Source organism: Rothia sp. HMSC069C03, from assembly GCF_001811075.1.
Classification (GTDB): Bacteria; Actinomycetota; Actinomycetes; order Actinomycetales; family Micrococcaceae; genus Rothia; species Rothia mucilaginosa.
On the sequence record NZ_KZ627135.1, the window covers coordinates 176,122 to 194,549 of the forward strand.

At 57.2% G+C, this 18,428-nt stretch carries 8 protein-coding genes; 2 read left to right on the top strand and 6 right to left on the bottom strand.

The features are described 5' to 3' along the window. Nucleotides 1-2 precede the first annotated feature (2 nt). The 6 genes from HMPREF2779_RS02880 to HMPREF2779_RS02905 all read right to left on the bottom strand — a co-directional run bounded on the left by HMPREF2779_RS02880 (nucleotide 3) and on the right by HMPREF2779_RS02905 (nucleotide 12,475). Nucleotides 3-953 (bottom strand): glycosyltransferase family 2 protein, encoded by a 951-nt coding sequence (locus HMPREF2779_RS02880; protein ID WP_049355040.1) that lies wholly within the window; start codon nucleotides 951-953, stop codon nucleotides 3-5. An 11-nt stretch (nucleotides 954-964) separates the two neighbouring features. Further along, nucleotides 965-1,753, bottom strand: a complete 789-nt coding sequence (locus tag HMPREF2779_RS02885) for a CDP-alcohol phosphatidyltransferase family protein (protein WP_070847254.1) — start codon at nucleotides 1,751-1,753, stop codon at nucleotides 965-967. A gap of 477 nt (nucleotides 1,754-2,230) precedes the next feature. Beyond that, a complete protein-coding gene (locus tag HMPREF2779_RS02890) occupies nucleotides 2,231-5,713 on the bottom strand; it encodes a fibrinogen-like YCDxxxxGGGW domain-containing protein (RefSeq protein ID WP_233992226.1) in 3,483 nt (1,160 codons plus the stop codon). A 189-nt stretch (nucleotides 5,714-5,902) separates the two neighbouring features. After that, nucleotides 5,903-6,769 (bottom strand): hypothetical protein, encoded by an 867-nt coding sequence (locus tag HMPREF2779_RS02895; protein WP_105360778.1) that lies wholly within the window; start codon nucleotides 6,767-6,769, stop codon nucleotides 5,903-5,905. A 346-nt stretch (nucleotides 6,770-7,115) separates the two neighbouring features. Continuing rightward, nucleotides 7,116-9,581, bottom strand: coding sequence for a fibrinogen-like YCDxxxxGGGW domain-containing protein (locus tag HMPREF2779_RS02900; RefSeq protein ID WP_105360779.1), 2,466 nt, complete (start codon nucleotides 9,579-9,581; stop codon nucleotides 7,116-7,118). Between the two features lie 527 nt (nucleotides 9,582-10,108). Further along, nucleotides 10,109-12,475 carry a fibrinogen-like YCDxxxxGGGW domain-containing protein gene (locus HMPREF2779_RS02905; protein WP_105360780.1) on the bottom strand — a complete coding sequence of 789 codons (2,367 nt, stop codon included), beginning with the start codon at nucleotides 12,473-12,475 and terminating at the stop codon, nucleotides 10,109-10,111. A gap of 547 nt (nucleotides 12,476-13,022) precedes the next feature. Between HMPREF2779_RS02905 and mfd the strand changes: the two genes are divergently transcribed. Beyond that, nucleotides 13,023-16,769, top strand: coding sequence for a transcription-repair coupling factor (gene mfd / locus HMPREF2779_RS02910; protein WP_105360781.1), 3,747 nt, complete (start codon nucleotides 13,023-13,025; stop codon nucleotides 16,767-16,769). Nucleotides 16,770-16,925: 156 nt separating this feature from the next. Continuing rightward, nucleotides 16,926-18,344, top strand: coding sequence for an NAD(P)H-quinone dehydrogenase (locus HMPREF2779_RS02915; protein WP_012903993.1), 1,419 nt, complete (start codon nucleotides 16,926-16,928; stop codon nucleotides 18,342-18,344). The last annotated feature ends 84 nt before the right edge of the window (nucleotides 18,345-18,428 follow it).

The window sequence follows — 18,428 nt, forward strand, 5'->3', positions numbered from 1 at the left end:
GGTTAGAGACCTCGACCGGTCTTCTGGACGAGATCAAGAAGAGTAGCGGGCTTAATAACACCGGTGGACACAACATATGCCGCCCATGCACGAAGCTGCTTGGGGTCACGGCGCAGAGCGGCACGAGCGTAAGCACGCGCCTCCTTGTTGTTGCCCAGAGAAGCCTGAGCGTAGGCAATCTGACCGGCAATACGTGCCAGGCCCTTGGGATCCTGCTCAAATTCGGGGAACTTACGCAGAATGTAGCTCAGGCCGTCAACCATGGACTGCCACTTGCCGGAGAAGAAGGAGGGGCGGTCCCAGAGCACCAGAATCAGCGGCTCGGGCACGCTCAGTACATCGCCGTGGCGGGTTGCACGTAGCAGCAGGTCGTAGTCTTCACCGTAGGCAGCGGGCAGCTCCTCATCGACCAGGCCGATGCGAGCGGGCTCACCGTCAACACCGAGCAGGTCCTCGCGGGAGTACAGCATGGCGGAGGGGTGAATTTCGGTAATGCGCGAACGCAGGAAGTCCGCGAAGGTTGCGCGCTCGGGCGCCAGGCGCACGATGTCCTGACCGCCGGAACGGACGGTAATACCCGAAGAGATAGCGGCTGCTTCGGGGTTTTCACGCCAGAGAGCGACCTGCTGGGTGAGCTTGGACGGCATCCAGTAGTCGTCGTCATCGCAGAAGCCAATCATCTCGCCGCTGGAGGCAATAATGCCGCTGTTGCGGCCGCCAGCCAGACCGCCGGAGCGGGTGTTGGAGACGATCTTCAGGGCACGGTTTTCGCTAACCTCAATATCTTCGAGGCGGTCGGGCTCAACACGATCAAAGACGACAACAACTTCAACGAAACCGCGGTAGCTCTGCTCAAGGATGGAGCGGACCGCCACGCGCAGCAGTTCGGGGCGCTTGCCGTTGGTTGCGATTACGGCGGAAACAGCGGGGGTGCGAGAGGTGAAGTGCATCATTGGGTTTCTCCTTACTCAGCGGGGGTCGCGAGGCTAACGTACTTGCGACGCATGGACAGCAGAACGGTTGCGGCGTTAGCCAGCAGAAGCAGCGCGTAGACGATGACGAATACGGGGCCGAAACCAACGAAAATGTAGATCCAGCAGAGGGTGCCAGCGTCCATGTGCAGGTTGATGAAGGAACGCAGGGGGCCACCGGTCGGAGGAGCCGCGGTCTTGCGGTTGTTGCGCAGCTGCTCAGCCAGAATCTGGCTCATGAAGTGACCGGCGGTCAGCGCGGTGAAAATCATCGGCATAGCAATAATCCAGCCGTTGAATGCGCTGGAACCGGTGAAAGAGTAGTGTGCCGGGTACAGCAGGAAGGAGAGTAGAGTCGCCATGTGCACGGAGGGCACACGGATGGAGTCGACCACGTGGTCGAGCCACTCACCGGCGGGAGAAGACGCACCGGTCACGCGAGCAACCTGGCCGTCAGCGGAATCCAGACCGTAACCGAGAGCGAAAAGCAATGCAACGCAGATACCCACACCAACGCTAGGCGGGCAGGTAATCAGAACGATGAGACCAGCTGCAGAACATGCAGCGGAAATTGCGGTGACGCCGTTGGGAGTGATGCCCAGTGCGACAGCTGCCGCAGCGAAGTAGCGTGCTACTCGGCGGTTGACCCAGCGGGTGTAGGCGGGAACGCCAATGCCGGGCTTCTGCGCTGCCTCAAGGGAGCGCAGGGTGTGGGAGAACTTCGCGGCAAATCCCGATGCGGGCGCGGAGTTCGGGGCGTGAGGTGCCTCAGAGGTGGACATGCACATTCCTTTTTAATCGGTGAGAGGAGTGAAGGAGAGTGAATTACTCCCTTTCGGGGCGGTTGCGAGAAAGTCCGGAAGTCCCGCACGCGAAAAAAGAGGTGGTTGGTCCCTTTTTCACATACACCACTATATAGATATTTTACAACGAGATAAAGTGCGACAGGGTGGGTGTGGTCAGGGTCAATAATTGTGTCGTAAAAACCCTCTGACAATGCGCTTTAGTGCAGATTTGCGGGATTCATTAGGTGGGTTCGGCGTGCTGTTAGGCGGGGTTATCGGCGCTTTGTTCCTGTGAATTCTGGCTTTAGAAAATATTTCTGAACATTGTGCAGAGACACACATAACAGAATCACAAATAATGGGAATAAATGATGCAAAAAACACAGAAAAGTGGGGAGCATACGCAAATGGGGTTTGATTTCCTGAATCGTTCAGAAAATCAAACCCCATTTAGCTGAGATTGTCTAGAAGGTATTAGTTCCTTCGGGACTGCATCGGAACGCGGGTTCCGACTCCGTTATTGGCGACGCGTCGCTCGCCCTGGTCGGCTGCTGCGTTGTTCGCGTTATCGACCACGGGCTGCTCAGCCTCGTTTGCGGCGGGAGCCTCCGCCTCCTTGTCGGCTTCCTTCTCGGCGGGCTGCTCAGCAACCGGTGCCTTGGAAGTAGCCTGCAGATCGAAGCTCACGTTCGGTAGAATATTGCGTCGAGTGAATGCCGGGTGAACCTCAACAGCAATCAGGTTCTCGCCAGCCTTCAGCTGAGAAGCCGGAACCGTGAAGGTCACCGGAGTCTTCTGGGCCTCAGCGGTATCTACCGAGCTGGAAGCTACCACGCTATTCCACAGCTTGCCCCTGGTGTCGAAGTTGGAACGACCAACCTCTTCACCGTTGACACCCACCGCAATAGCGTCATCCGCGTAGGTGGTCAGCACCAGGTCGCGGCTCGCCTGCTCACGAGTGAGCTGGATGGTGGTGTAGGCGTAGATGTTGTGGCGGGTACGCACGAGCGGAACATTAACGGAGGTGTTGAGGTTACCGGTACCGACACCAATCGGGGTCTTGCCGGTCTGCCATGCTTCCTGCGCGATATCTTCCAAGCTGAAGTGGAAGTTGTACTTCCAACCGTACTTACGGTTAGGAGCCTTGCTGGAGACCATGTACTTCCACTCGGACGTGTAGGGCAGAACAATCTGGTCCTTAGCGGCCTCGTCCTTCTGATCGTCCTTAGGAGTTTCTTCCTTCGGATTCTCAGGCTTGGGATCGGCGGGCTTAGGCTCCTCAACCTTCGGGTCCGGATCCTGGACCTTCGGTGCCTCAGTAGTCGCTTCTGCACTCGGGGTAGCGCTTGCCGAAGTACTGGGGTCAGCGCTCGCGGTCGGGTCAGCAGCTGCAGTCGGATCCACACTTGCCGTCGGGTCAGCGGTAGGAGTCTCGGTTGCGGTCTCCGTGGGGGTAGGAGTCGGGCGAACCGGAGCTACCTGAACCGGAGTGGATGCAGAGTAGTTATCCGAGCTGTCCACTGCACGCACAAAGTAACGTGCGTTATCGGTGTGGTCAATCTCGAACTTCGTACCCGAAGTGCTTGCAATGACGCGGTCGTCACGCAGAATCTGGTAGCGGACACTACCGGTATCCTGCACAACATCCCAGGTTAGAACGTCCTTATCGTCCTTCAGCTCAACCTGCAGGTTCTGCGGGGTAGCCGGAGGAGTCACATCGCGAGCCTCAAAGCGCGCAAAACCAACGGTATCCTGAGTGCCGTGAACACCCAGCGAACGGTGGATATCGCCACCAACCCACAGGGTGCCCTTCGAATCAACGAAAGACTCCCAGATACCGAAGCCGTGGTCACCCTTAATAGCGGGGGAGAACTCCGGCAGCATCTTACCGCTGTCCTTATCGAACGCAGCAACCAGCTTGACCGAGTGAATCACGCTCGAACCGCCCACGGGGGCCTGCTTGTTACGCGAATCCTGGTAGAGGAAGTCGCCGCAGTGGCAGGCGCCGTAAATGGTGTTGCCGTGCAGATGCAGATCCTGGAAGTCTCCACCGTCGCGGGTAATCGCGGTGTAGGTGGGGCTCAGGGAGGCCTTATCGTAGCGAGAGATGAGGTGCTCAGTACCGCCCACCCAGACACCAGAACCGGCATCCTGAACGTCGAACTGGAAACCCCAGATCTTGGTTTCGTTGCGCAGGTCAGAGACATTAGCGCCGGCAGGAATCTCAGAATGCTGGTACGCCCACGGGCTGCCCTTCTGCATATGCTGAGTAATATCAGCCACGCGGTAGGCAAGGCCGCCGTTGAGCCAGGTGAAGTAACCGGCTACGTAAACATGAGAGTTATCAGCGGAGGCGCTAATACCGTTGACAGTACCGTTGAACACCTGGCGCCAGTTACGGTCTATACTCACAATACCGGGCACACCGTTAGAAGGCTCGCCCAACTTAAAACGGGCAATATTGCGCGAATACGCCTCACCCGCCTTTTCACTTTCATAAATGTGGGTAAAGGTGCCGCCAATATACACGTAGTCACCCTGACGGTGAATGGTCTTCACCGTCATGACCTCGGTACGAATGCGATCTTCGACTTTAACCTGGGCCCATTCAGGGGCAACTTCACCGGTCGTAGCGTCAACAACGACGAAGCTCCCATGCTTCTTACCGTTAACCAGGGTAAAGGTGCCGCCAACCGCCAGACGGTTATTCGGCAGAGCCTCAACAGCCTTCACCTGACCATCAACAGTCAGCTTGAAATCGCGGCGCAACTCGCCGGTTTCCGGGTCAAAAGCAGCAATATTAGATTGCGCAACATGCTCACCGGTAGAGGACTCAAGGTACTCGAAGTCGCCGCCGATGAACACACTGGAGGTGCCGTTGCCGTGATCGACCTCGGTGATGGCCTCAACATAGGTGTTCATCTCGCCGGTTTTACCGGAGGCGGTCTTAGCACTGGTGCGCCAGCGCCAATCCGCCGAACGGCTACTGGGCAGGGCACGACGAGCGCTCGCCTGAGTACCGGAATCCGGGATAGCGCCCAGATGCAAATCGTTCTGGGTCAGCTTCGGGCGCAGGAACATCTGGGTGTAACCGAAAGAGGTTTCACCTTTGCTTTCCTTGCCGTAGATGTAGGAGTTCTGCGCGTCGGTCATCGCCGGCTCAGAGCCATCCTGCGAAATGGGAGCGTTCGCACCGTAACGGAAGCCCATACGGTAATCCTGCGAGGCCATTTCCTCAAAGAGCATCGTCCTGAAGCCGTAGTTCTGGCCGCCCAGCATATGGTCCTGCCACTCGCCGTTAAGCCAGTCCCTGCGGCCATTCTCGTCGTAGGAAGAGAACTCGCTAGGGTTCGTGACGACCGCGTTAGACCAGACAGCGTTCGAACGCAGAGCCCAGGTCCACTCGGAGGTCTGACGGCGCTCCACCGTCGCCTCCTGCCACTTGGTGCCCGAAGTGTTCAAGGCACGGCGGAAACGGTAGCCGTCAGGCAGCTGATCGGGGCGAGTACCGTTAAGCAGCTGAGAAATAGTGGTGCCCGAAAGCTGAATCGGGGTCTTCGCAGCGGGCAAGGAGCTCAGCGCCTTGCCCTGTTCAAGAGTCATACCGGAAGATGCGGGTGCGGCATCGCTGTAGAGCTGTGAAGTGTCACCCTGACCTTCATAGTTTTCAGTCCAGCCGTCGCGGCCCTCACCAATCTTGACCCAGCCGCCACCATCAGTTTCCTGATCGCAGTAGAACTGAGTCGGCTGGCTCATCGAAGGAGTGTACAGCCAATAGGCGCCGCTCTTTGCCTCGGGGTCAGCCTGCTTGGCTTCCCAACAGCTGGCGGCAGCACGCTCAGAGGTCGTGCCGTTGTAGAAAGCAGAGTCCCTTTTTTCCGCAGCCTGTTCGACAGCGGTACTCGGCGTAATAGCGGGGATAGCCAAAGGCAAAGCCAAAGCCGTAGCAATGCTCAAGCAAAGAGTTGAGCGAGTTATAGCAGAACGTGAAAAGCCGGAGCCCGTCATGCCAAGGTGGGCTTTCATAATATCTCCAAATGAATGCCAAGAAATGTTATCAAGTGCGCATCAACATTAATACGCTATGAACGACAATGCACGGTTTCCAACGAATCTTAGTTGGAAACCGGCATTTTTTATTAAACCCTAGCAGTCGGCGTTGTTCGGGAAATCGTGGGTTGCAATCTTCCACTGACCATCAACCTGAACAAGGGTATAAATATTGAGCGAACGCTTCGGAGAATTGTCATCCTTAACAGGCTGATTATTCTCGTCATAGATCTTCACCGCAGAAGAGTCCATGCATACTTCCAGCATGCGTGCGGGCTGACCCTTGTACTGGGTTTCAGTCATACGGGGAGTGTCCACCACAGTGGAAGAACCTTCATAGTGCCAGCCAGCCAGAGCGTACTCGGAAGCCTGCACAGCAAACTCAGCCGCAGCGGAATCTACGGCTACTGCCTCGATAGAACGAATCGTCTCATCGTCAAGAACAGCGCGAGCCTGCTCAACGTTCTGTCGCTCAGCTTCCTCATCGCTGGTCGGTTCAGCAGCGTTCTCAGGGGAAGGAGCAGCAGAAGGAGCGGCCTTGACCTTAGTCAGAATATTTTCATAGGAATTGACTAGCTCGGTAGTCTTCTTAACCTCTTCGCTGTCAACGGCCACAGAAGAAGCATTCTTCATCTCTTCAGAACCGGTGTAAACCTCTTCAAGCTTCTGACCATCAGAGGAAGTCGCCTCAGTCTTTGCTTCAGCCGAAGCTTCGGTGGAGGCGTTGGAGGAAGCCTCAGGGGATGCCTCAGCAGTGCCCTGATCGGAAACACGGGGAGAAGCGCTAGAAGACTGTGCAGAAGAAGCGTGAGCAGAAGCGCTCGCAGATACAGAAGCTGAAGAAGAACTATCGGAGCTCGGGTTCTCGGTGGCGCAACCGCTCAGAATTAGAGCAGATACAGCAACGGTGCCCAGGGTACCCAAAAGGCGGGATTGGGATGACTGCTTGAAAAATGCTGACATAGGAAGCCTCTTTAGTGGTTGGAGTGAGAATGACTATATTCCGGAAGATAATACCTTGCACGGTGGCAGGGCACCTATAGGCTAACATGTAAAGCTGGGAGAATACTTAGACTCGTAAAAATAACGTTTTTATAACTTATGAGAATAGAACCTAAAAAATGCTCTATTGGCGCCCAACTTGAAGGTAAATGTATATCGTCGAATGAAAGAACCTTCATGTAAATGAGTGAAATAGATTCACTTTGTGCAGAAAAATCCCGGGTTGGTTATAAAACCAACCCGGGATAATAGGGCGAACATCACTAAAAATCTTTGTCGTAAAAGTGGATATCGCCCTGATGAGGGGTTATGCCGCCTGAACAGCCTCGGTACTTGCCGAATAGTTATCCGCAGTATCTACCGCACGCACATAATAGCGGGCGCCATCGCGGTGATCCACCGAATAGCTCGTACCCGTAACCGTCGCAATAGGACGATCATCGCGCAGAACCTGGTACTTCACCCTACGCTCGGAAATATCAGACCAGGTCAGCTGATCCTTCGAACCGTTCGTCGTAACCTTCAGGTTGCTAGGAGTAACCGGAGGGGCCACATCACGAGGAGTATAACGAGCGAAACCAATAGTCTGCTGCACACCATTAGCACCCAGCGACTTACGGATATCGCCACCAACCCACAGAGTGCCGGTCGAATCCACGAAAGACTCCCACACGCCGTAGCCATGCGCACCGTTCATAATCGGTGCGAACTCCGGCAGAACCTGGCCGGTGTCCTTATCGAACGCAGCTACCAGACGGATAGTCTGGGCATCCTTTGCGCTCTCCCAAGCCTTCTCCCAGGTAGTGGAGTTCTGGTAGATGTAATCACCACAGTGGCAGGCACCGTAAATAGTGTTGCCGTTCAGGTGCAGATCCTGGAAATCGCCACCCTCACGAGTAATCGCGCTGTAAGTGCGGTGCATGGTCGCCTTATCGTAACGGCTAATCATATGCTCAGTACCGCCAAGCCACACCGAAGAACCTGCATCCTGAACGTCGAACTGGAAGCCCCACATCAGACGCTCATTCTTCAGATCATTCAGGCGGGCGCTCTCAGGAATATGCGAAGGCTGGTGCTTCCAATTGCCGCCCTTCTGAGAGCCCGACTTCATGTGTGCAATACGGAAAGCCTCAGCACCATTGAGCTGAGTGAAGTAGCCTGCAACATAAACGTCGGTGTTACCCTCAGAAGCGCTCACGCCATTGACCGTACCGTTAAAGACCGGACGCCAATTCCAGTCCACCTCACCATTGCTCAACTTAATACGAGCCAGGTTCCTAGCGTACGCATAAGTGGGGGAGGTCTGACCCTTCAAGTGAGTGAAGGAGCCACCAATGTACAGGTAGCCATCACGCACATGCAGAGTCTTAATCTGCACCGGAACAGAAGCAATACGGCTCACCGGGCGGATATCCCAGTCCTTAGCTACCTGACCGGTCTGCGGATCCAAAATCACGAAACCGTTGTAGTACTCACCGTTCACCTGGTTGAAGGAGCCGCCCACAGCAAGCAGACCGTTCGGCAGAGCATCAACAGACTTCACCTGACCGTTAATCTTCGGGCGGAAGGAACGGCGCAGTTCGCCGGTACCCACCTCGTAACCCGCCAAGAAAGCCTGCTCGACCTTCTCGCCGCTTGCCGACTCAACGTACGCGAAATCGCCACCGGTAAAGACAGCGCCACCAGCCTCTGTGATAGCCTCAACCTGGGTGTTCATCTCGCCGTTCTTACCGGTACCGGTATCAGCACTGGTGCGCCACTTCCACTTCTCAGAGTAGCTATTGGGCAACGCACGGCGGTCACTTGCCGCAGCACCCTGCTGGCCGTAGGCGCGCAGACCCTTAGCTACCAAATCGCTCTGAGTCACCTTCGGACGCAAGAACATCTGAGTGAACACCAGAGGAGGATTCGAGTCATTCGCCGGACGGTAAATGTACGAGGACTGGTTGTTCATCTTGTGCGCAGTAAACCAGCTAGTAATACGGGCATGCACGCCGTACGAGAAGCCCTGCTTATAACCCTGAGAGGCTTGCTCCACAAAGTACAAGCCGCGGAAGTCATACGAATCATGGGAGAAGATACGACCCATCTGCGACTCGTGGGAAGAATAGTTGTATTGAGTGTACGGGAACGGGTTCTTGATCGTAACATCCGACCAGTACATCCTCGCACGCAAAGACCAGGACCACTGGGGGCTCGCCACACGCTTAGCAGTGAGATCCTGCCACTTAGTTCCTCCAACGTTCAACGAACGGTGGAAACGCACGCCATCCGCCAAATCCTGCGGGCGATTACCATTCAGCAGAGCATCCACCTTATTCGCAGGAAGCTGCACAGCATCAAAACCGGTCGGGTTCTGATACAACTGCTCGGCCTTACCGCGACCATAGTAGTTCTCAGTCCAGCTCTCACGACCGCGGCCAATCATGACCCAGCCGCCACCTTCAGTTTCCTGATCGCAATAGAACTGCTCAGGAGCGCTCATCTCAGTGGTGTACAGCCAGTACGCACCACTCTTCGCCTGCGGGTTATTCTGCTTGACCTCCCAGCAGCTCGCCGCAGCTCGCTCGCTCGAAGAACCATCGTAATAACGGGCATCAACAGCCTGAGCGCCGGTCGCAATAGGGCCCAAAGAACCCAAAACCATCGCGAACGAAGCAGCAGTCGCGCCCAAAGCGCGAGCGCCAGAACGCGAAGATGCGCGAGAGCTCTCAGCAGCGGAGGCTACAGAATCCTGCGAACGCTCTCCACGCATGAACGGAAGAAAATTCATTTGTCTCTCCTGGAGACCTCAACCGGCATAAGACAGAAACACACAGCCCGCACAAGACCCACATACACAACCGCCTCAAAGTCACAGCATAGTGACTTAGGCTCAGTGCAAAGAGTACCTGTATGAACTGTACTAACAGCATGTCTGCTGCCGGAATCAGTGAGTGTAGTTATCGGAAATTGAATGAATACGTTCCGCGAACCCCTGAATCATACCGCGCAAAACGGCACACTCAGCGGAAACAGAACGTCAAAAAATCTGTGAAACCTTCCCACCAGTATCAATAGCGAAAAAGTGTCACAGATAAAGATTCGGCCTGTGTCGGAAAGGAGGAAGCAACCTGACCAATACAAAAGAATCCCAGCCCATCATAGCTGCTACAGAAGCAACACAATAACAAACCGGTCACACAAGCCAAACCAAAACTAGGGGGGCATGCACCCCGGGTGTACCACCGCCTGCCCCGAACCCTGCAAACCCTGCAGAACCCGAAGCAGCGGTAGAAAAAACCTAGATTACCTAATGACCTAAGCCTGAACAGCTCCCGTAGATGCCGAGAAATTCTCAGAAGCATCAATGGAACGCACGTAGTAGCGAGCACCATCTGTGTGCTCAACCTCGTAGCTGGTACCAGAGACGGTAGCAACCACACGGTCATTACGCAGCACCTGGTAGCGAGCACCATTCTCGCGAACGCCAGACCAGGACAGCTTATCCATCGAACCATCACGCTGAACCGACAGGTTAGACGGAATCGACGGGGCGGTCACATCGCGAGGAGCAAAGCGAGCGAAACCGACAGTACGCTGCTCACCATTAGCGCCCAGCGAACGGTTGATGTCGCCACCAACCCACAGGTTGCCGCGAGAATCCACGAAGGACTCCCACACACCAAAGCCACTAGCACCCTTCAGAACCGGGCTGAACTCGCCAACAACCTCGCCGCTGTCCTTATCGAACGCTGCGACCAGGCGCATACGGTGAACCGCCTTCGACTCCTTCCAGTAGGTGTGGTAACCGGTAGAGCCCTCGAAGAGCACGTCACCGCAGTGGCACGCACCGTAAATGGTATCACCGCTCAGGTGCAGATCCTGCCAATCGCCACCGTACTTAGAAATCGCGGTGGAGATACGGCCGTAACCATTCTTCGAATAGTTAGAAATCAGGTGGTCAGCACCGGCAGTCCACACGGTCGAGCCAGCATCCTGAACATCGAACTGGAACGCGTACACAATACGGTCAGTAATGTTCAGCTTCAGCGAAGGCTCCCACTCCCACTTAATGTTCGAAGCATCCGAGCCGTTCAGAGCAGCCAGGCGGAAAGCACGCTGGTTATTCAGCTCAGTGAAGTAACCCGCAGCGTGAACAGTGGAATTATCGGAGGCAGCAGTAATGCCGTTGACCGTACCGTTGAAGTTCGGGCGCCAATTCCAATCCACCGCACCGTTCGAAAGCTTAATACGAGCGGCACCACGCGAGTAAGCGTGCGCCTTAGAAGTATTGCCCTTCACATGGGTGAAGTTACCGCCAATGTAGAGGTAACCATCCTGAACCAGCAGAGTCTTCACCTGCGTGGCAGCACCATTACGGCGCTGAACCTGAACATCCCACGTGCGGTCAATCTGACCGGTGGTCGCATCCAGAATGACGAAGTGGTTAACCTTCTCGCCATTAACCTCGGTGAACTCGCCACCAACTGCCAGACGGTTATTCGGCAGAGCCTCCAGGGCCTTAATCTGACCGTTGAAAGTCGGGCGGAAGGAACGAACCGGCTCACCCGAATCCACGTTGTAGCCAGCCAGGTACGACTGATCAATGCGCTCGCCGCCAGCAGATTCAACATACTTGAAGTCGCCACCGGTGAAGACAGTATCGCCCACCTGAGTAATAGTCTGAACGTAGGTGTTCATCTCGTTCTTCTTGCCGGTGCCAGTCTGCTCACTGGTACGCCAACGAACGGGCATCGTGTAGCTATTGGGCAGAGCACGACGGCTGCTGGCGGCAGAGCCAGAACCAATCTGCGAGAAATTCAAGTCACGCTGAGTCAGCTTCGGACGCAGGAACACCTGGGTGAACGGAATCGAATAACCGGCAGAACCGCGCTTCTTATAAATATAAGAATCGGCACGATCATTACCGAAGTTCACCAGTGAACCGTACGCAAAACCAATCTGGTAGCCCTGGTTCGGGTTCGCGAAGAAACGAACCGAGCTAGTGGTAATACCCGGAGCCATTTCCGAGGGAGAACCGCCCATATGAGCGGTGCGGTTAATGCCGGCACCGGTGAACTTCACGGTGCCCCAACGCTGACCGTAGCTCATCGCCCAGGTCCACTGCTCAGTCTGAGGACGCTGAACGTAAACGTTCTGCCACTGGGTGCCCCTCGCATTGTGAACACGGTGCAGACGCATGTCGTCGGGAAGATCCTGAGGCTTAATGCCGTTCAGTAGCGCATCGACAGTGTTTGCGGGAAGCTGGACCGGGGTAAAAGCGGAAGGTCCGGTGGGGTTCTGGTGCAGCTGATTCGGGTCGCCGGTGCCATTGTAGGATTCGGTCCAGCCCTCACGACCGCGGCCAATCATGACCCAGCCGCCGCCATTAGTTTCCTGGTCGCAGTGGAACTGTGCCGGGCCACTCATCTGCGGAGTGTACAGCCAATAAGTGCCAGAAGAGGCGGAAGGATTAACCTGCTTGACCTCGTAGCAGGAAGCAGCCGCCTTATCGCTACTGGAACCATCATGGGTGCCGGTAGCAGCCGAAGCGGGAGTAGTAGGAGTAAGCGGTGCCGCAGTAAAAGCAGTACCAAAAGCGAGTGCGAAAGCAGCCCACTTCTTAGCAGACCATGAATGGGCATGGGGCTTTTCAATGGGATTGTTCGTGTATGTGGTTGTCATTTGTGTCTTTCTGATGCGACGTTCCGGAAGAAACATCGAAAGAAACGGTGAATTATTGCACTAGAAAAGCTGTCGTAAAAACTGAAAACCTTGAGGCTGGTATTTAAGGTATTTCAGATTCCGGAAGGAAGATACGGTGCGGTTTTTCCGTAAGTGTTATTGATTAGGTTACAGGATTAAGCTGTGAAAATAATGGTGCACAAAGTGTAAAAATGCGGATGGGAGTGTGATTTGCATCCTGTAGAATCGGTGTTGTGGTACAAGAAATGACACAGAAGAAAACCATACTCATATATCGCCAATGAAAGCGACAATCGGGTGCAAAAAGCTATATCTGCGGCCAAAGAAGCCCACGAAAGAAAAATGCCACAAAAAGCAGAGTAGACCTACAATAGAAAAGCCGCGCACATCACCAAAAAGTGCACATAAAATTCCTCAAAATAAAACACTCGGGCACCCCACCCGACACCACCTCACACCGACCACCCGTCGACACCCTCCACCAGCCAAACCGCCGGAACCGAGGACAGCAGATTCAGGAGAACCCGTGAGCACCACCCGAAAAGCTACCGCACAGCCCATCGAAGCGCCCCTGCACCCCCTCCTGAAAACCCTCAACCAACTCAGCAGCTGGGCCGCAATCCGAACCGCCGCCTCCGTACACCCCACTGAACGTAGCGCACGCACCCTCATCGGCACCGTCGGAGGAACACACGCCGCGCTCATTGCCGACATCTCCGCCGCCGTACGCGCAACCACCCCCGAAGCGCTCAGCCTCATCGTCGCACCCACCGACCGCCAAGCAGAAGACCTCGCCGCAGCCCTGTGCTCCTACTTGCCCGCCGCCGACATTGCGCTCTTCCCCGCCTGGGAAACCCTGCCCCACGAACGCCTCTCACCGCGTTCCGACACCGTAGGCCGCCGCCTGCAGGTACTACGCGCCATGACCGGGGAAGCGGCCAAACGCCCCCAAGTCGTCATCGCACCCGTGCGCGCTGTCATCCAGCCCATCGTTACCGGCATCGAAAAACTTGAACCCGTACACCTGGTTCGCGGCGAAGAATACCCCTTCAAAGACGTAGTGCGAGGCCTCAACGACGCCGCATACTCCCGCGTAGACCTGGTTGCCAAGCGCGGCGAATACGCCGTACGCGGCGGCATCATCGACGTCTTCCCACCCACCGCAACCACCCCCGTCCGCCTCGAATTCTTCGGTGACGAACTCGACGAAATGCGCCACTTCTCTGTCGCCGACCAGCGCACCCTCAGCGGGGGAGAAGAGCTCACTGAACTCACCCTGCTGCCCTGCCGCGAACTGCTCATCACCTCCGAGGTCATGAGCCGTGCCGCCCGCCTGAAAGCCGACTACCCGGCAGCCGCAGCCATGCTCGAAAAGATTGCTGGTGGAATCTATGTCGAAGGCATGGAATCGCTCACCCCGCTGCTCATCGAATCCATGAATACCCTTACCGAGCTACTGCCGGCAGGGTCCATGATCATTAACGTCGAACCCGAGCGTGTGCGCGCCCGCGCCGAAGACCTCGTCGCAACCAACGAAGAATTCCTCGCCGCAGCATGGGACACCTCCGCAGAAGCCAACGCAGTAGCACCCATCGACCTCGGCCAGCTCCGCATGAGCGACAGCGGATTCCGCACCATCGACCAAACCACCGCACAGGTGCTCGAAGCCAAGCTCAGCTGGTGGGAAATCACCGAACTCGTCACCGACGCAGACCTACTCGAAGACGCCGCCGGGGCACTCCAGAACCAGACCATCGCCGACGCCATCGAAGACGGAATCGACACCTACACCGTCAACGCCACCCCCGCAACTGCATTCAACGGTTCCGTCGAACGCATGCTCAGCCAGGTCGGCGATCTCATCCGCCAACAGTGGACCGTCCTAGCCCTCACCAACGGCCGCGGCTCCACCGACCGCCTCATCGACCTCTTCCACTCCGGCGAAGGGGCACCCGCTGTACCCGCAGCCCGCCGAACCAGCCTCGAAGCCGACCCCGCCGGGGACCTCGAACACGGCATCGTCGAGGTCTGCGAGGCACCCGCCTCCGCAGGCTTCCTCATCGAGGAGGCGAAGCTCGCCGTCTTCACCGAAGCCGAACTGCTCGGCCGCCGTGGCACCTACGCACCCCGAGGCGCCGCCGGACAGAAATTCAAGACACGCCGCCGCCGCAACGCAGTTGACCCGCTCGCGCTGAACCCCGGTGACTACGTGGTGCACGAGCGTCACGGCATCGGCAGGTTCGTCGAGATGACCTCCCGCCCGGTGGCTGGTGCATCCCCGGTCAACGGCGTACAGCCCATGAAGGAATACCTGGTCATCGAGTACGCCCCCGCCAAGCGCGGTGGCGCGCCCGACCGCCTCTTCGTGCCCTCCGACCAGCTGGACCTGATCTCCAACTACGTGGGTGGCGAGAACCCGAGCCTGTCCAAGATGGGCGGTAGCGACTGGGCTAAGACCAAATCCCGCGCTCGCAAGGCAGTCAAGGAAATCGCCGCCGACCTGGTGAAACTCTATTCGGCACGCCAGGCATCGCGCGGTCACGCCTTCACCGCAGATACCCCCTGGCAGCGAGAGCTGGAAGAGTCCTTCCCCTACAACGAGACTCCTGACCAGCTCACCGCCATCCACGAGGTAAAGGAGGACATGGAGAAAGAAATCCCCATGGACCGTCTCATCTCTGGTGATGTGGGCTTCGGCAAAACTGAGGTCGCCGTACGTGCCGCATTCAAGGCGGTGCAGGACGGCAAACAGGTTGCCGTGCTCGTACCCACGACCCTGCTGGCACAGCAGCACTACGAGACGTTCAGCGAGCGCTTCTCGGGATTCCCCGTGAAGATTCGCGTGCTATCCCGCTTCCAGAAGGCGAAAGAAACCCGCCAGATTACCGAAGAAATCGCATCCGGCGCGGTGGACGTGGTGATTGGTACCCACCGCATTCTCTCGGACAGCGTGGTATTCAAGGACCTGGGCCTGGTCATCATTGACGAGGAACAGCGCTTTGGCGTGGAGCACAAGGAAAAGCTCAAGCAGATGCGCACCAACGTGGACGTGCTCGCCATGAGTGCAACCCCCATTCCGCGCACCCTGGAAATGTCGCTAACCGGTATTCGCGAGACCTCCACCCTTGCCACCGCGCCGGAGGAACGCCACCCCGTGCTGACCTTCGTCGGTCCGCGAACCGACAGTCAGATTACCGCCGCAATCCGCCGCGAGCTCATGCGTGAAGGACAGGTGTTTTTCGTGCACAACCGCGTGGCTGACATCGACGATGTTGCCGCGGAAATCGGCAAGCTCGTGCCGGAGGCGCGCATCGCCACCGCCCACGGCCGCATGAGTGAATCGCGCCTGGAACAGATTATTGTAGACTTCTGGGAGCGCCGCTTTGACGTGCTGGTGTGCACCACCATTGTGGAGACCGGCCTGGATATTTCGAACGCGAACACCCTCATTGTCGACCACGCCCAGAACTACGGTCTGAGCCAGCTACACCAGCTGCGTGGACGCGTGGGTCGTGGCCGCGAGCGCGCCTACGCCTACTTCCTGTACCCGGTGGATAAGACTCTCGGCGAGATTGCGCACGAGCGTCTGAAGGCTGTGGCAACGCATAACGAGCTGGGTGCGGGCCTGCAGCTCGCCATGAAGGACCTGGAGATTCGCGGTGCCGGCAACCTGCTCGGCGGCGAGCAGTCCGGCCATATTGCCGGTGTCGGTTTTGACCTGTACCTGCGCCTGGTCGGCGAGGCGGTCGCAAACTACCGCGGCGAGAAGGAAGAGCGCGAGGTCGAGACGAAGATTGACCTGCCCGTCAACGCGCATATTCTGCACACCTACATTGATTCTGAGCGTCTGCGCTTGCAGGCATACCGTCAGATTGCTGCCGCCGATACTGAAGAGAAGATCGCGGAGGCTCGTGAGGAACTGGTCGACCGTTACGGCGAGCTGCCGGAGGCGGTAGAGAACCTGCTTGCCGTGGCGACGGTGCGTATGCACGCTCGTGCCGCCGGTATTCATGAGCTGGTGGTGTTGGGTCCGAAGGTTCGCGTGGTAACCGCTATGCCGCTGCCGGAGTCCCGCCAGATGCGCCTGAAGCGCGTGTACCCTGGCTCCACGCACGCCCAGCCGAAGGGTATGGACACCTGGCTGACGCTGGTTCCGCGCCCGAAGACCATGCCGGTGGGCGGTAAGGACCTGGTGGACGGCGCGATGCTGCAGTGGGCTGAGAAGTTCATCAACTCGATTTATGCCGAGAAACCGCAGGCTCTCGAGGAGTAGAGGTTAGAAGAATAGGGTATAGGCTGGAAGAACAGGGGAGCGCCCTGTTTAGCCGGCACCCCAAGAGAATGCTCGCCGTGCAGGTTGCCACAATATGGCATATCTGCACGGCGAGTGCGTTTGCCCCGTAGGGGCGGCATAGCTCACAATTAAGGCATGACTTCAACGGTGAACTATGCATCTCAGCGAATTGTAATTATTGGTGGTGGCCCCGGCGGCTACGAGGCGGCGATGGTGGCTGCCGCATCCAACGCGGACGTGACTCTGATCGAACGCAATGCCATTGGTGGCTCCGCCGTTCTGACTGACGTTGTGCCCTCTAAAACCCTGATTGCTACGGCGGATATGATGACCCGCTTCTCCGAGGCGGGTAGCCTGGGCATTGAAAACACGAAGGGTAAGGCACCCCAGTTGCGTGTTGATATGGACCGCGTGAACCGCCGAGTCCGTGACCTGGCCCAGCAACAGTCTGCCGACATTAAGCGTGCCCTGGCTTCTGCAGGCGTGAAGATTATTCACGGTACCGGTAAGCTCCTTGACCGCCACACCGTGCAGGTGACTGATGAGGCGGGCCTGGTCTACCCCCTGCACGCGGACTTTGTGCTGTTGTCGGTGGGTACGCATCCGCGTGAAATGGCGACCGGTATGCCTGATGGCGAGCGCATCCTGACCTGGACTCAGCTGTACAACCTCTCCGAGGTTCCCGAGGAACTGATTGTGATTGGTTCGGGTGTGACCGGTGCCGAGTTCGCGTCGGCGTATAACGGTCTGGGTTCTAAGGTGACTCTGGTGTCTTCGCGTGACCGTGTGCTTCCCGGTGAGGACGAGGACGCAGCTCGCGTGCTGGAGGACGTCTTTGAGCGTCGCGGTGTGCGAGTGATGCCGCGTTCCCGTGCGGCTGCTGTTGAGCGTACTGAGGATGGCTCCGGCGTTATCGTGACCCTGTCGGATGGTCGTAAGGTTTCTGGCACTCACTGTCTGGTTGCTATTGGTTCGATTCCGAACACTGAAGATTTGGGTCTGGAAGACATCGGTGTTGAGCAGACCCCGAGCGGCCATATTAAGGTGGACGGCGTGTCCCGCACGAGCGTGAACAGCATTTACGCCGCCGGTGACTGCACGGGCGTGTACCCGCTGGCTTCCGTGGCTGCGATGCAGGGCCGTATCGCTATGGCGCACATCCTCGGTGATGCGGTGCGCCCGCTGCGCACCGATAAGGTTGCCGCGAACATCTTCACCTCCCCGGAGATTGCGACCGTGGGTGTGAGCGAGAAAGATCTTGCTGAGGGCGCCTACCGTGGCGATGCGGTGACCCTGCAGTTGAGTACCAACCCGCGCGCGAAGATGATGGCGATGCGCGATGGCTTCGTGAAGATTTTTGCTCGCCGTCACTCCGGCACCGTCATTGGTGGCGTGGTGGTTGGCCAGCGTGCTTCAGAGCTGATTTACCCCATTGCCCTGGCGGTGGAGAAGAAGCTTGCGGTGGATGATCTGGCGGATACTTTCACGGTCTACCCCTCGCTCTCTGGCTCTATTGCTGAGGCGGCACGCAAGTTGCACACTCGCGGTCTGTAGGCGTCAACCTCTTAGGTGCTGAGCCGGGCCTTCCCCGCCCGGCGCAGCATCCCGGAACAGTATAAAAGCGGTGGGGGTCGCCTC

Coding starts and splice junctions, on each gene's coding strand:
- HMPREF2779_RS02885 (WP_070847254.1), bottom strand. CDS start 1,753: ATGTCCACCTCTGAGGCACCTCACGCCCCGAACTCCGCGCCCGCATCG.
- HMPREF2779_RS02905 (WP_105360780.1), bottom strand. CDS start 12,475: ATGACAACCACATACACGAACAATCCCATTGAAAAGCCCCATGCCCAT.
- HMPREF2779_RS02915 (WP_012903993.1), top strand. CDS start 16,926: ATGACTTCAACGGTGAACTATGCATCTCAGCGAATTGTAATTATTGGT.
- HMPREF2779_RS02895 (WP_105360778.1), bottom strand. CDS start 6,769: ATGTCAGCATTTTTCAAGCAGTCATCCCAATCCCGCCTTTTGGGTACC.
- HMPREF2779_RS02900 (WP_105360779.1), bottom strand. CDS start 9,581: ATGAATTTTCTTCCGTTCATGCGTGGAGAGCGTTCGCAGGATTCTGTA.
- HMPREF2779_RS02880 (WP_049355040.1), bottom strand. CDS start 953: ATGATGCACTTCACCTCTCGCACCCCCGCTGTTTCCGCCGTAATCGCA.